General features: G+C 71.3%; 13 protein-coding genes and 1 riboswitch. Of the genes, 6 read left to right on the top strand and 7 right to left on the bottom strand.

All coding sequences use genetic code 11. The annotated features are described in order from the left end of the window. Positions 1-131: 131 nt before the first annotated feature. Positions 132-230: riboswitch (glycine riboswitch) on the top strand. Between the two features lie 145 nt (positions 231-375). The 5 genes from gcvT to KBY32_RS05325 all read left to right on the top strand — a co-directional run bounded on the left by gcvT (position 376) and on the right by KBY32_RS05325 (position 5,420). Further along, positions 376-1,494 carry a glycine cleavage system aminomethyltransferase GcvT gene (gcvT, locus tag KBY32_RS05345; protein ID WP_210979054.1) on the top strand — a complete coding sequence of 373 codons (1,119 nt, stop codon included), beginning with the start codon at positions 376-378 and terminating at the stop codon, positions 1,492-1,494. Between the two features lie 143 nt (positions 1,495-1,637). Beyond that, on the top strand, positions 1,638-2,015 hold the full coding sequence (gene gcvH, locus KBY32_RS05340; RefSeq protein WP_055624354.1) for a glycine cleavage system protein GcvH: 378 nt from the start codon (positions 1,638-1,640) through the stop codon (positions 2,013-2,015). 16 nt (positions 2,016-2,031) lie between these two features. Further along, a complete protein-coding gene (glyA, locus tag KBY32_RS05335) occupies positions 2,032-3,309 on the top strand; it encodes a serine hydroxymethyltransferase (RefSeq protein ID WP_210979053.1) in 1,278 nt (425 codons plus the stop codon). 94 nt (positions 3,310-3,403) lie between these two features. Continuing rightward, a complete protein-coding gene (locus tag KBY32_RS05330; protein ID WP_055624356.1) occupies positions 3,404-4,771 on the top strand; it encodes an L-serine ammonia-lyase in 1,368 nt (455 codons plus the stop codon). Positions 4,772-4,862: 91 nt separating this feature from the next. Continuing rightward, positions 4,863-5,420, top strand: coding sequence for a glycoside hydrolase family 25 protein (locus KBY32_RS05325; protein ID WP_055624357.1), 558 nt, complete (start codon positions 4,863-4,865; stop codon positions 5,418-5,420). A gap of 41 nt (positions 5,421-5,461) precedes the next feature. Here the strand turns inward: KBY32_RS05325 and KBY32_RS05320 are convergent, their stop codons facing one another. The 5 genes from KBY32_RS05320 to KBY32_RS05300 form a co-directional block, all read right to left on the bottom strand. Continuing rightward, positions 5,462-5,680 (bottom strand): EF-hand domain-containing protein, encoded by a 219-nt coding sequence (locus tag KBY32_RS05320; RefSeq protein ID WP_055624358.1) that lies wholly within the window; start codon positions 5,678-5,680, stop codon positions 5,462-5,464. Positions 5,681-5,777: 97 nt separating this feature from the next. Further along, positions 5,778-6,281 (bottom strand): ATP-binding protein, encoded by a 504-nt coding sequence (locus KBY32_RS05315; protein ID WP_055624359.1) that lies wholly within the window; start codon positions 6,279-6,281, stop codon positions 5,778-5,780. 294 nt (positions 6,282-6,575) lie between these two features. Beyond that, complete coding sequence (locus KBY32_RS05310) at positions 6,576-7,343, bottom strand: enoyl-CoA hydratase/isomerase family protein (protein WP_210979052.1); 768 nt, start codon at positions 7,341-7,343, stop codon at positions 6,576-6,578. 124 nt (positions 7,344-7,467) lie between these two features. Then, entirely contained in the window at positions 7,468-8,709 is a 1,242-nt protein-coding gene (locus tag KBY32_RS05305) for an Ig-like domain-containing protein (protein WP_210979051.1), read from the bottom strand. A 180-nt stretch (positions 8,710-8,889) separates the two neighbouring features. After that, a complete protein-coding gene (locus tag KBY32_RS05300; RefSeq protein ID WP_210979050.1) occupies positions 8,890-10,137 on the bottom strand; it encodes an Ig-like domain-containing protein in 1,248 nt (415 codons plus the stop codon). A 157-nt stretch (positions 10,138-10,294) separates the two neighbouring features. On the opposite strand from KBY32_RS05300, the gene glgX reads away from it, so the two are divergent. Next, a complete protein-coding gene (gene glgX, locus KBY32_RS05295) occupies positions 10,295-12,547 on the top strand; it encodes a glycogen debranching protein GlgX (RefSeq protein WP_210979049.1) in 2,253 nt (750 codons plus the stop codon). Here the strand turns inward: glgX and KBY32_RS05290 are convergent, their stop codons facing one another. Then, positions 12,548-13,204, bottom strand: coding sequence for a response regulator transcription factor (locus tag KBY32_RS05290; RefSeq protein ID WP_115507868.1), 657 nt, complete (start codon positions 13,202-13,204; stop codon positions 12,548-12,550). Beyond that, on the bottom strand, positions 13,194-14,450 hold the full coding sequence (locus KBY32_RS05285; protein ID WP_210979048.1) for a sensor histidine kinase: 1,257 nt from the start codon (positions 14,448-14,450) through the stop codon (positions 13,194-13,196). The genes KBY32_RS05290 and KBY32_RS05285 overlap by 11 nt, the downstream gene beginning before the upstream one ends. Between the last annotated feature and the right edge of the window lie 12 nt (positions 14,451-14,462).

Raw genomic sequence — 14,462 nt, 5'->3', positions numbered from 1 at the left:
CGTAAAGAGAAGGTAATGGAGGATCCTCTCTGTTTTCGTTCGCTTACTGCCACAGGCCGGTTACAGATGTGGCCTGGGGCAGACGGGGCCGGGCATGCGATGATGGCGGCGCCAACTGCATACCGGCCGTTTGAATCCGCGCGGGAGAGTCCCCGGCTGTACGCCGCCGGGGCGCCGAAGGAGCAAGTCCCTCCCTTGAATCTCTCAGGCCCCGTTACCGCGCGGGCGAGGCACATCTGAAAAGCGGGCCGCCGTCGCCGGTGGTCCCACCCAAGGTGCAAGTCATGCCCACGCGCGGTCATGACGAACCTCTCAGGTTCCGATGACAGATGGGGAGGAACGACCGCCCGTCATGCCTTGGGAGACGACCGACCGATGAGCAGTTCCGAACCGCGCCGTACCGCCCTGGACGCCCTGCACCGCTCGCTGGGCGCCACCATGACCGACTTCGCCGGCTGGGACATGCCGCTGCGCTACGGCTCCGAGCGCGACGAGCACAACGCGGTGCGCACCCGCGCCGGCCTGTTCGACCTCTCGCACATGGGCGAGATCACGGTCACCGGCGCCCAGGCGGCCGCCTTCCTGAACCACGCCCTGGTGGGCAACATCGCCTCCGTCGGGGTGGGCCGCGCCCGCTACACCATGATCTGCCGGGCCGACGGCGGCATCCTGGACGACCTGATCGTCTACCGGCTCGACGAGACCGAGTACATGGTCGTCGCCAACGCCTCCAACGCCCAGGTCGTGCTCGACGCGCTGACCGAGCGGGTGGCCGGCTTCGACGCCGAGGTCCGCGACGACCGTGACGCGTACGCGCTGATCGCCGTCCAGGGCCCCGAGTCCCCCGGCATCCTGAAGTCGCTCACCGACGCCGATCTGGACGGCCTGAAGTACTACGCCGGCCTGCCCGGCACGGTCGCCGGCGTGCCCGCCCTGATCGCCCGCACGGGCTACACCGGCGAGGACGGCTTCGAGCTGTTCGTGAAGCCGGAGCACGCCGTGGAGCTGTGGCAGGCGCTGACCGAGGCCGGCCAGGGCGTCGGCCTGGTCCCCTGTGGCCTGTCCTGCCGTGACACGCTCCGCCTGGAGGCGGGCATGCCGCTGTACGGCAACGAGCTGTCGACCTCGCTCACCCCCTTCGACGCCGGCCTCGGCCGGGTGGTGAAGTTCGAGAAGGAGGGCGACTTCGTCGGGCGCGAGGCGCTCCGGGCCGCCGCCGCCAAGGCCGAGACCAACCCGCCGCGCGTCCTGGTCGGCCTGATCGCCGAGGGCCGCCGCGTGCCGCGCTCCGGGTACCCGGTCGTCGCCGACGGCGAGGTCATCGGCGAGGTGACCTCCGGCGCCCCCTCCCCCACCCTGGGCAAGCCGATCGCCATGGCCTACGTCGACGCCGCGCACGCGGCGCCGGGCACCCCCGGGGTCGGCGTGGACATCCGCGGCAGCCACGAGCCGTACGAGGTCGTGGCGCTGCCGTTCTACAAGCGGCAGAAGTAGGAACCGCGCGCGGCACGAGCCGCGCCGCGCGTACAGACTGGCAGGGCGGCGTGCGACCGCGCACGCCCGCCGCCATGTCCGCCGTCCCAGTCGTCTCAGTCCCCCTTCATCAGCACTGACGCGTGTACAGGAGAATTCAGGCCATGAGCAACCCCCAGCAGCTGCGTTACAGCAAGGAGCACGAGTGGCTCGCGACCGCCGAGGACGGCGTCGCCACCATCGGCATCACCGAGTTCGCGGCCAACGCGCTCGGCGACGTCGTCTACGCCCAGCTCCCCGAGGTCGGTTCGACCGTGACCGCGGGTGACACCTGCGGCGAACTGGAGTCGACGAAGTCCGTCTCCGACCTGTACTCCCCGGTCACCGGCGAGGTCACCGAGATCAACGAGGACGTGGTGAACGACCCGGCCCTGGTGAACTCGGCCCCCTTCGAGGGCGGCTGGCTGTTCAAGGTGCGCGTCACGGAGGAGCCGGCCGACCTGCTCTCCGCCGACGAGTACGACGCCCACACCGCCGGCTGAGGAGCCCGTACCCCCCATGTCTGAGAACTCCCTTCTGAACACGCCCCTGCACGAGCTGGACCCGGCGGTCGCCGCGGCGCTCGACGCCGAGCTGGAGCGTCAGCAGTCCACCCTCGAGATGATCGCGTCGGAGAACTTCGCCCCGGTCGCCGTCATGGAGGCGCAGGGCTCGGTCCTGACGAACAAGTACGCCGAGGGCTACCCGGGGCGGCGCTACTACGGCGGCTGCGAGCACGTCGACGTCGCCGAGCAGATCGCGATCGACCGGGTGAAGGAGCTGTTCGGCGCCGAGTACGCCAACGTCCAGCCGCACTCGGGCGCCTCGGCCAACCAGGCCGCGCTGTTCGCGCTGGCCCAGCCCGGCGACACCATCCTGGGCCTGGACCTGGCGCACGGCGGCCACCTCACCCACGGGATGCGGCTGAACTTCTCCGGCAAGCAGTTCCAGGTGGTCGCGTACCACGTGGACCCGGAGAGCGGTCTGGTCGACATGGACGAGGTGGAGCGCCTCGCCAAGGAGCACCGCCCGAAGGTGATCATCGCGGGCTGGTCGGCGTACCCGCGCCAGCTGGACTTCGCGGCCTTCCGCCGGATCGCCGACGAGACCGGCGCCTACCTGTGGGTGGACATGGCCCACTTCGCGGGCCTGGTCGCGGCGGGGCTGCACCCCAACCCGGTGCCGCACGCCGACGTGGTCACCTCCACCACCCACAAGACGCTCGGCGGGCCGCGCGGCGGGATCATCCTGGCGCGCAGCAAGGAGTTCGCGAAGAAGCTGAACTCCTCCGTCTTCCCGGGCTTCCAGGGCGGTCCGCTGGAGCACGTGATCGCCGCCAAGGCGGTCTCGTTCAAGGTCGCCGCCTCCGAGGAGTTCAAGGAGCGCCAGCGCCGCACGGTCGAGGGCGCCCGCATCCTCGCGGACCGGCTGACCGCGGCCGACGCCCGTAAGGCCGGGGTGAACGTGCTGTCCGGCGGCACGGACGTGCACCTCATCCTGGTCGACCTGCGGGAGTCCGAGCTGGACGGGCAGCAGGCCGAGGACCGCCTCCACGAGGTGGGGATCACGGTCAACCGCAACGCGGTGCCCAACGACCCGCGTCCGCCGATGGTGACCTCCGGGCTGCGCATCGGCACCCCGGCGCTGGCCACGCGCGGTTTCACCGCCGAGGACTTCACCGAGGTCGCGGACGTGATCGCCGAGACGCTGAAGCCGTCGTACGACGCCGCGGCGCTCAAGGCCCGGGTGAAGGCGCTGGCCGACAAGCACCCGCTCTACGCCGGTCTGAACAAGTAGGACCGTCGTCCCTTTCCCGGGGCGTCCCGCACACTCGAAGGTGCGGGGCACCCCGGGAAAGCCCCCCGCACCACCCCGCACCGAGGAGTTTTCCGTGGCCATATCGGTCTTCGACCTGTTCTCGATCGGCATCGGCCCGTCCAGCTCCCACACGGTCGGCCCGATGCGGGCGGCCCGTATGTTCGCGCGCCGGCTGCGCAACGAGGGCGTCCTGGAGTCCGTCACCGCCGTACGGGCCGAGCTGTACGGCTCGCTCGGCGCGACCGGGCACGGCCACGGCACCCCGAAGGCGGTGCTGCTGGGCCTGGAGGGCGATTCCCCGCGCACCGTGGACGTCGAGTCCGCGGACGGACGGGTGGAGTCGATCAAGGAGTCCGGCCGGCTGCGGCTGCTCGGCGATCACGAGATCGCCTTCTCCTTCGACGACGACCTGGTCCTGCACCGCCGCAAGGCCCTCCCCTACCACGCCAACGGCATGACCCTGTGGGCGTACGACGCCCAGGGCGGGGAGCTGCTGACGAAGACGTACTACTCGGTGGGCGGCGGTTTCGTCGTCGACGAGGACGCGGTCGGCGAGGACCGGATCAAGCTCGACGACACCGTCCTGAAGTACCCCTTCCGCACGGGCGACGAGCTGCTGCGCCTGACCCGGGAGACGGGGCTGTCGATCTCGGCGCTGATGCTGGAGAACGAGCGGGCCTGGCGCACCGAGGAGGAGATCCGCGAGGGCCTGCTGGAGATCTGGCGGGTGATGCGGGAGTGCGTGGCGCGGGGCATGTCCCGCGAGGGCATCCTGCCGGGCGGCCTGAAGGTCCGCCGCCGGGCCGCGAACACCGCGCGCAAGCTGCGCTCCGAGGGCGACGCGAAGGCCCTGGCCATGGAGTGGATCACGCTCTACGCGATGGCCGTGAACGAGGAGAACGCCGCCGGCGGCCGGGTGGTCACCGCCCCGACGAACGGTGCGGCCGGCATCATCCCGGCCGTTCTGCACTACTACATCAACTTCGTGCCGGGCGCCGACGAGGAGGGCGTGGTCCGCTTCCTGCTGGCCGCGGGCGCGATCGGCATGCTCTTCAAGGAGAACGCGTCGATCTCCGGTGCCGAGGTCGGCTGCCAGGGCGAGGTCGGCTCGGCCTGCTCGATGGCGGCGGGCGCGCTGGCGGAGGTCCTGGGCGGCTCCCCGGAGCAGGTGGAGAACGCCGCCGAGATCGGCATGGAGCACAACCTCGGCCTGACCTGCGACCCGGTCGGCGGCCTCGTGCAGATCCCCTGCATCGAGCGCAACGGCATGGCGGCCGTCAAGGCGGTCACGGCGGCCCGTATGGCGATGCGCGGCGACGGCTCGCACAAGGTGTCTCTGGACAAGGTCATCAAGACGATGAAGGACACGGGCGCCGACATGTCCGTCAAGTACAAGGAGACGGCGCGCGGGGGACTCGCCGTGAACATCATCGAATGTTGACGATTCCACGTCCATGACGCGTCGGCCGTGCCACGGTGGGGCATAAGCCAGGTCAACTCCTGTCCCCCCACGGCACTCAGGGAGTCCCCCCATGCTGCGCGGCATCGACGTGAGCGCGTACCAGTCCTCGTCCTACGACACCGACGGTCTCTCCTTCGTCTTCGTCAAGGCGACGGAGGGCCGCTCGTACGTCAACCCCAAGCTGTCCGCCCAGACGAAGCGGGCCCGTGACGCGGGCCTGGTCGTCGGCTTCTACCACTTCCTGTGGCCGGGCAATCTGACCGCCCAGGCCGACTACTTCCTGAAGAAGGCGCCGGAGAAGGCGGGTGACATCCTCGCCGTCGACTGGGAGACCACCGGCGACGGCACGCACGCGAGCAACGCGGAGAAGGACCGGTTCATCCGCATCCTGCGCGAGAAGCGGCCGGACAACCGGGTGGTGCTCTACTGCAACCGCCACTACTGGCTGAACGTCGACACCACGTCGTACGCCGGTGACGGCCTGTGGATCGCCGACTATGTGACGGCGGGCAAGCCCCGTATCCAGGCGAAGTGGCGGTTCCACCAGTACACGGACGACCCGCTGGACAAGAACGTCGCGAACTTCTCCAGCAAGGCGGCGCTGCGGGACTGGGCCGAGGACGCCTGAAGGGGCGCCTTCCCGGAGGAGGGCGCCCCTTCGGCGGGGTCCTACTTGCTCAGGAAGGCCCAGAACTCGTCGAACGACAGCACCTTGTCGCCGTTGAGGTCGCGGCTCTTGATGATGGCCTCGGCGACGGCCTCGGTGACGTTCCAGTCGCCGCCCTGGGCGAGGGCGGTCTTGAACTCGGCGGCGGTGATGGTGCCGTCGCCGTCCGCATCGATGCGCTCGAACTGCTTGCGTGCTTCCTCGATGTCGATGTGCGCCACCGGTCCGCCCCTCTACTCGCGTGTACTCGCGTCAACTCGTGTCGTGCTGGCTTTGTGCCGCAGGTCAGATTATCCGTTCGCGGGAGGGGGGCGGCCCTCAGCGTTCGGTGACCCTCATCTCGAACCAGGTGGTCTTGCCCCGGGGCAGCAGATCCACGCCCCAGCGGTCGGCTAGCTTGTCGACGAGGAACAGGCCCCGGCCGCTGACGTCCATCTCCTGAACGGGCATCAGACAGGGCAGCCCGCGCGAGGGGTCGCGGACCTCGATGCGGATCCAGCCGCGGCGGCGGCGCATCCGTAAGCCGAAGACCCGGGCGCCGGTGTGGCGGACGGCGTTGCCGACGAGTTCGGAGACGAGGAGCACGGCGTCCTCGGCCATCCTGGGGCTCAGCGCCCAGTGCCGCAGGACGATCACCTGGGTCAGCCGGCGCGCGGTGGCGGCGGACTCGGGGCGGGACGGCAGCGGAACTTCGGCCTCCGTGGGATTGCCGAACAACTCCAGCGCCTTCGCGGCAGTTTCGTCCTCGACCGCCGGCGACCAGCGCGCCGCGGTCGCACGGCTGTGTCCCCGCGGCTGTTCGATACCCTCCAGCCCCGCCATGCCCCCATCATGGCCGTCCGCGGGCCTCCGCGTGGCCGTTCCCGAGGAATACACCCCCCGGAAGCGGTCATTCCGCCGCACTCGATCGGCATATGCCAACGGCAGTTCGGTCCCGTCCACAGCCTCGCTGAGCTGCGGCGGAGCCCCCTCCGGCGGCCTTCGCCGGGCTCCCTCGACAAGGCAGGCTTAAGGCTGGCTTAAGGTTCCCATAAGCCGCCCCATCGAGGGATCCGGGTCAGACACCGTGTCAATTGCAAGGGGTACGGCGAACTTTCACCGGACCGCCGCGAGCCGTTAGAGGAACTTGGCCTTGCCCGGGCCCTCCTCGACGAAGCTGCGCATACCGCGTTCGCGATCCTCGGTCGCGAACAGGCCCGCGAACCAGTTCCGCTCGATCGCGAGGCCCGTCTCGATGTCCGTCTCCAGGCCGGCGTCGATGGACTCCTTGGCAGCGCGCAGCGCGATCGCCGGGCCCTGCGCCAGCTTCGCCGCCCAGGCGCGCGCCTCGGCGTAGACCTGGTCCGCCGCCACCACCCGGTCCACCAGGCCGAGTTCACGGGCCTCGTCGGCCTTGACCATCCGGCCGGTGAAGATGAGGTCCTTGGCCTTCGACGGGCCGACCAGACGGGCCAGCCGCTGGGTGCCGCCCGCGCCCGGGATCAGGCCGAGCAGGATCTCGGGCTGGCCCAGCTTGGCGTTGTCCGCGGCGATGCGGAAGTCCGCGCACAGGGCCAGCTCGCAGCCGCCGCCGAGCGCGTAGCCGGTCACCGCGGCCACCACCGGCTTGGGGATCCGGGCCACCGCCGTGAACGACTCCTGCAGAGCGCGGGCGCGCAGGACCATCGCCGTGTGGTCCATGGCCTGCATCTCCTTGATGTCCGCGCCGGCCGCGAACACCTTCTCCCCGCCGTAGATCACCACGGCCCGCACGTCGTCGCGGCGGCCGGCCTCCTCGGCGAGCTCCTTGAGCCGGTCCTGGGTGGCGACGTCCAGCGCGTTCATCGGCGGCCGGTCGAGACGGAGGGTACCGACGCCTTCGGCGACTTCGAGATTCACGGTCATGCGAGCAGGTTAACGGGGGCTAACCCGGGGCGGAGGGGTGCGGTCGGTCACATCCCGCGCCGGAGAACGCGAACGGCCCCGGTGCGGGTGCGCACCGGGGCCGTCGGGCCGTCACAGGCGGGCGTTACGCCTTCCACTTCTCCCAGGACATGTTCCAGCCGTTGAGGCCGTTGTCCGGGGCGACCGTGGCGTCGGCGGAGTTCTTCACGACCACGACGTCACCGATCATCGAGCGGTTGTAGAACCAGGCGGCCGGGGCGTTCTTGTCCCAGGCGCCCTTCACGTCGCGCAGGCCGACACAGCCGTGGCTGGCGTTGGTGTTGCCGAAGGCGCCGCTCGCCCAGTAGTTGCCGTGGATGAAGGTGCCGGAGTCGGTCAGGCGGATGGCGTGCGGCACGTCCTTGATGTCGTACTCGCCCTCGTAGCCGACCGTGTCGCCGTTCATCCGGGTCTGGACGAACTTCTCGGTCATGACCATCTGGCCGTTCCAGGTCTCGTAGCCGGGCGCGCCGGTGGTGACCGGGATGGTCTTGATGACCTTGCCCTCGCGGGTGACCTTCATCTTCTTGGTCTTCACGTCGACGTAGGAGACCTGGTCGCGGCCGATGGTGAAGGTGATCTTCTTGTCCTGCTTGCCGTAGACGCCGTCTCGGCCCTCGACGCCGTCGAGGTTCAGGTCGACGGTGACCTTGGTGCCGGCCTTCCAGTATTTCTCGGGCCGGAAGTCCAGGCGGTCGTTGCCGAACCAGTGACCGGCGACCTCGACGGCCGGCTCGGTCGTGATCCTCACGGCCTTCTCGACGTCGTCGGGGTTGGTGATGCCCCGGTCGAAGCGGAGGGAGAACGGCATGCCGACCCCCACCTTGGAGCCGTCCTCGGGGGTGAACCGGCCGAGGAAGGCGGCCTTCGGGGTGAGCGTGGTGAAGTCGGAGTCCTGTGTGGTCTCGACGCCCTCGGTGTCCTTGGCGACCGCGTGCACCGTGTACGTGGTCGAGGCGGCGAGATGCGTGGCCGGCGTCCAGGTGGCGCCGTCGCCGGATATCTCGCCGTCGACCTTGTTGCCCTTGCCGTCCTTGACCTCGACGGCGGTCAGCTTGCCCTGGGCCGCGGTGACCTTCAGCTCGCCGCTGGTGTCGACGGACTTGGCCCCGTCCTTCGGGGCTATGGTCACCTGCGCGCGGGACTTGCGGACCTCGGCCTGCGAGGAGTCCCCGCCCTTGGCGGTGTCACCGCCCGAGTCCGATCCGCCGCCGCCCCCGCACGCGGTGACGGCCAGCAGCAGCACTCCGGCGAGCGCCGCCATGCCCTTGCGTCCGCGCCGCGCGCGTGCGTCAACCGACGCCCCCGATATCGGCCGCACGTTCAATTCCGTGTCCCTCCCCCGGGCCTTTCCGGCCCCATTCCCCCGCGCGTCCACCGCGCTCACCGGCGCATATTAACCACAAGGTCAGGTCGTGGACGCCGGTGCTTCTGTCACCGTTTCGTTCCAACATCACCGGACGGGCGGCACGGCCCCCCGCCGCCCCCACCCGGCGGCGTCGTGCGGCTACTTGACGGCGGTCCCCGCCTTCCAGTCCGTCCAGCCCATGTTCCAGCCGCCGAGGCCGTTGTCCGGGGCCACCCGCTTGTCATTGCTGTGCACGACCTCGACGACGTCCCCGACGAGGCTGCGGTCGAAGAACCAGCCCGCGGGGGTGTCGGAGCCGCCGCCCTTGACGTCCCGCAGGCCCACGCATCCATGGCTGACGTTGGCGCTCCCGAAGACGGAGGGGTCCGCCCAGTAGTTGCCGTGCAGGAACGTGCCCGAGTCGGTCAGGCGCATGGCGTGCGGGACGTCGGGGATGTCGTACTCGCCCTTGCCGTCGGCCTTCTTGAAACCGACGGTGGCGCCGTTCATCCGGGTCAGCTCGAGCATCTCGGTGACGACCATCTTGCCGTTGTAGGTGGTGGTCTTCGGCGCGCCCGCGGTGATGGGCACGGTCGTCAGCAGGGCGCCGTCGCGCCGCACCTCCATGGTGTGCCGGGCCGCGTCGACGACGGAGACCTGGTGCCGGCCGACGGTGAAGGAGAACGTCTTGCGCTGCAGGCCGTACACGCCGGGCGCCCCCTCGACGTCCCGCAGGTCCAGGGCGACGGTGACCTGCGTGCCGGGCTTCCAGTAGTGCTCGGGGCGGAAGTCCAGGCGGGTCGCGCCGAACCAGTGCGGGCGGATCTCCACGGCCGGTTCGGCGGTGACCCGGACCGCGCGCTCCACGGCGGCCCGGCGGGCGATCGCGCGGTTGAACTTCAGGGACACGATCATCCCGGTGCCGACGGTCGAGCGGTCCTCGGGGGTGACGTAGCCGATGAACCGCTTGTCGGGGACGTACGTGGTGAACGTCGTGTGCCGTGCGCTGCGGCGCCCGTGGCCGTCGAGGGCCACCGCGTCGACCGTGTACCGGGCGGCCAGGGCGAGCCTGGGTTCGTCCGGCTCCCAGCGCAGGCCGTCCTTGGAGATCCGGCCGGGCACCGGGGTCTCCTCGGCGTCCTGCGACCGCACCACCCGCACCGACTCCAGGCGCCCGCTGCGCACCCGGACCAGCAACCGGTCGTCGGGGGACGCGCCCTCGGCCTTGTCCTCGGGCGTCACCCGGATGACGTCCTCGGGTGCCGGTGCCTTGTCGAGCATCCGGCCGAGCCCGGCCCGGTCGCCGTCCTCGGTGCAGCCGGGCACACCGGCCAGCAGCCCCGCCCATGTCAGTACGGCGGCCACCACGGCCACCGCGCGCCGCGCGCGCCCTTGTACGTGCCTCACGAAGACCCCAACGACGGGGGCGGCCCTGGGGAAACGTGAGTGCGAGCTACGCGCTGGGCAGAACAGTGGGGAGACGACGCGACGGGGAGCCGCGGCACGGGACGGCCGCGGCCCCTTTCCCTACGCGTGTGGTCCCTGAGCCGTGGGAGGCCGTCAGGTGTCGAGCGCAGCCGAGCAGGAGGCGGTGGCCGGGGCGGTCGCCGCTGAGGAGGGGCGCCCGGCCGTTCTGAACGGGGCGCGCGGCAGGGCCCCGGGGGTCCCCGTGCGGCCGGGGGCGCCGGTGCCGCTCGGCGCCCGCTTCCGGGTCGGGCCGGACGGGGTGGCGGGCACCAACTTCGCGCTGTGGGCGGGCGGGGCGGAGGCCGTGGAGCTGTGCCTGTTCGACGAGCGGGGCAAGGAGACCCGCGCCAAGCTGACCGAACTGACGCACGAGATCTGGCACGGCTTCGTCCCGGGCGTGATGCCGGGCCAGCGCTACGGCTACCGGGTGCACGGCCGCTGGGACCCGTGGACCGGCGCCCGCTGGAACCCGGCGAAGCTGCTCCTCGACCCGTACGCGCGTGCGGTGGACGGCGACTTCACCCTGCCGCCCGAGGTGTACGGGCACGTCCGGGACTGGCCGCAGCAGCATGTCGCGGACACCGTGCGCGACGAACGGGACTCGGCGCCGTACGTCCCCAAGGGCGTGGTCGTGCACGACGACGCGCCCGACGACGAGTGGCAGGACGACCGCCGCCCCAAGACCCCGTGGGCCGACTCGGTCATCTACGAGCTGCATGTGCGCGGCTTCACCAGGCTGCACCCCGGTATCCCCGAGGAACTGCGCGGCACCTACGCCGGGCTGGCGCACCCGGCGGCGATCGAGCACCTGGTGAAGCTCGGGGTGACGGCGGTGGAGCTGCTGCCGGTGCACCAGTTCGCGCACGAGGACCATCTGCTGCGGCGGGGCCTGCGCAACTACTGGGGCTACAACTCCATCGGCTACTTCGCCCCGCACGCCGGGTACGCCGCCTCGGGGACGACCGGCCAGCAGGTCGGGGAGTTCCGGCGGATGGTGCGCGCCCTGCACGCGGCCGGGATCGAGGTCATCCTCGACGTCGTCTACAACCACACGGCGGAGGCGGGCGAGCTCGGCCCGACGCTGTCGCTGAAGGGCGTCGACAACCGCGGCTACTACCGGCTGCAGGCGGACGCCCGCCGCTACGCCGACTACACGGGCTGCGGGAACACCCTGCACGTCGTCCAGCCGCAGGTGCTGCGGCTCATCACCGACTCGCTGCGGTACTGGGTGACGGAGATGGGCGTGGACGGCTTCCGGTTCGACCTGGCCGCCGCGCTGGCCCGCTCGATGCACGACGTCGACATGCTGTCGCCGTTCCTCGCCGTGATCGCGCAGGACCCGGTGCTGCGGCGGGTGAAGCTGATCGCCGAGCCGTGGGACGTCGGCTCCGGCGGCTACCAGGTGGGTGCCTTCCCTCCCCTGTGGACCGAGTGGAACGACCGCTACCGGGACGCCGTGCGGGACTTCTGGCGCGGCGCCCTGCCGGACGTACGGGACCTCGGGTACCGGCTGTCGGGGTCGAGCGACCTGTACGCATGGGGCGGGCGCAGGCCGTACGCGTCGGTGAACTTCGTGACCGCGCACGACGGCTTCACGCTGCGGGACATGGTGAGTTACGAGCACAAGCACAACGAGGCGAACGGCGAGGGCAACCGGGACGGCTCCAACGACAACCGGTCCTGGAACTGCGGCGCCGAGGGCGGGACCGACGACGAGGACGTCCTGGCCCTGCGCCGCCGCCAGCTGCGGAACCTGCTGTCCACCCTGCTGCTGTCGACGGGGGTGCCGATGCTGGTCGCGGGCGACGAGATGGGGCGCACCCAGCGCGGCAACAACAACGCCTACTGCCAGGACAACGAGATCAGCTGGCTGGACTGGGGGCTGCTGGAGGAGCCGGGCTGGAAGGCGCTGTTCGAGCTGACCTCGCGGCTGATCGCGCTGCGCCACCGGCATCCGGTGCTGCGCCGGAGGGCGTTCTTCTCGGGCCGGCCGCACTCGGCGGACGGGCTGCGCGACCTGGCCTGGTTCACCGCGCGCGGCACCGAGATGACGGAGGCCGACTGGTACGCGCCGGCCGCGACGCTGGGCATGTATCTGTCCGGACGGGACATCCCGGGCCGGGACGAGCGGGGGGCGCAGATCCTCGACGACAGCTTCCTCGTGGTCCTGCACACCGGGCACCGGCCGGTGGACTTCGTGCTGCCGGGGACGCCGTGGGCGCGGCGGTACGAGGTGGTCGTCGACACCTCCCGGGAGGAGCAGGGACGGGAGCCGGGCGCGGAGCATCCGGCCGGCACGGAGATCACCGTGCCGGAGCGGACCGTGCTGCTGCTGCGGGTGACGGGCTGATCAGCCGAGGATGCCGCGCTCGTAGGCCGTCGCGACGGCCGCCGCACGGTCGTTGACGCCGAGCTTGGCGTACAGATGGGTGAGGTGCGTCTTCACGGTCGCCTCGCTGATGAACAGCTCGCGGGCGATCTCCCGGTTGGAGGTGCCCCGGGCGACCAGCGCGAGGACCTCGCGCTCGCGGGCCGACAGCGGCTCGTCGCGCTCCCTTCTCGGGGTCCGCACGGCGGAGACCAGCCGGGAGGCGACGGCGGGCGAGAGGACCGTACGGCCCTCGGCGGCGGCCCGGACCGCGGTGAACAGCTCGTCGCGCGGGGCGTCCTTGAGCAGATAGCCGGTGGCTCCCGCCTCGATCGCGGGGATGGTGTCGGTGTCCGTGTCGTAGGTGGTCAGGACGAGGATCCGGGCGCGGGCGCCGGTGCGGGTGAGGTGGGCGATGGCCGCGACCCCGCCGCCGCCCGGCATGCGCAGGTCCATCAGGATCACGTCGGGGTCGAGGGCGGCGGCCCGCTCCACCGCCTCCTCGCCGCTCGCCGCCTCGCCGAGCACGGTGAAGCCGGGCGCGGACGCGAACATGCCGCGCAGACCGTCCCGGACGACGGGGTGGTCGTCGACGATCAGCAGGGTGATGGGGGACGACGTCCCGGTCTCACGGCTCATGGCGGACCAACGGTACGCGAGCCGACAGGGCCGTGCCGCGCCCCGGTTCGGACTCCACGGCCAGACAGCCCGCGATGCGCTCGGCGCGGGCGCGCATCCCGGCGAGACCGAACCCGCCGCTGCGGCTGCGCTCCGGCAGGGTCTCGGGGTCGAAGCCGCGGCCGTCGTCGCGGATGTCGAGGATGACCTCGTCGCCGAGGAAGGTGAGGGTGACGCCCACCCGGGTGGCGGCCGCGTGCCGGGCGGTGTTGGACAGGGCCTCCTGGGCGATCCGCAGCAGGGTCGCGGACAGCTCGTCGTGGAGGTGCTCGGTGGTGCCGGTGACGGTGAAGTCGGCGCGGGTGCCGGTGCGTTCGGACCACTCGGCGACCGTGCCCTTGAGGGCCTGCGGCAGGCCGTCGTGCTCCAGGGCGACGGGCGCGAGGTTGTGCACCGAGCGGCGGGCCTCGCCGAGGCTGTGCCGGGCCAGCGCGGAGGCGCGGTCCAGGTGGGTGCGGGCGGTGGCCAGGTCGGGGGCGCTCGCGACGACCTGGAGCTGGGCGATGATGCCGGTCAGGCCCTGCGCGATGGTGTCGTGGATCTCGGCGGCGAGACGGCGGCGCTCGTCGGCGACGCCCGCCTCCCGCGCCTGCACGAGCAACTGGCTGTGCAGGGCGGCGTTCTCCGCGAGGGCCTGGTGCAACGCCGTATTAGTGTGCTCCAGTTCCGCGATGGTCTCCGCACGGGCGCGGGAGCGTTCCTCCTGCTGCGCGGTGAGATGCCCGACGACGACGAGGAGGACGCTGTTGACCACGACGAGCCCGGCGAACACCACCCACTGCACGGGCCGTTGGAACGGCAGGCCGCCCGCCTGGGAGCCGGAGACGGTGACCGCGCTGGCGAACGGCCCGGCCCAGCGCAGCCGCCGCCCCCGCATCAGCTCCTCGGCGTCGAAGTAGCCGGCGGCCGCGTAGAACGCGAAGAACGGGTTGAGCCAGGTCAGCGCGAAGCCGAGGGCCCAGCGCACCGCGTAGTACACGGTCCCCGCCGTGGACGGGCCGGTCCTGGTGCGGCTCGCGCGGCCCCACCACAGCTGGAGCCCGAAGCCGGCGGCGACCAGGGCGCCGGCCGTCACCCGCTCCCCCGCGGCGGGCGTCAGTTCGGCGGTGGCCAGCGCCAGCAGTGTGGCGACGGCGAGGAGGACGTACGGTCCCCTGGCGCGGATCGCCTGCCAGCGCCGCTCGATGTCCCGGTCCGACAGGGTCATGGCACCAGTCTG

It is taken from the genome of Streptomyces sp. RK62, from assembly GCF_018070255.1.
Lineage (GTDB): Bacteria > Actinomycetota > Actinomycetes > Streptomycetales > Streptomycetaceae > Streptomyces > Streptomyces nigra.
Note: the sequence above shows the minus strand (reverse complement) of the source record. Positions and strands in the feature narration are given on the sequence as shown.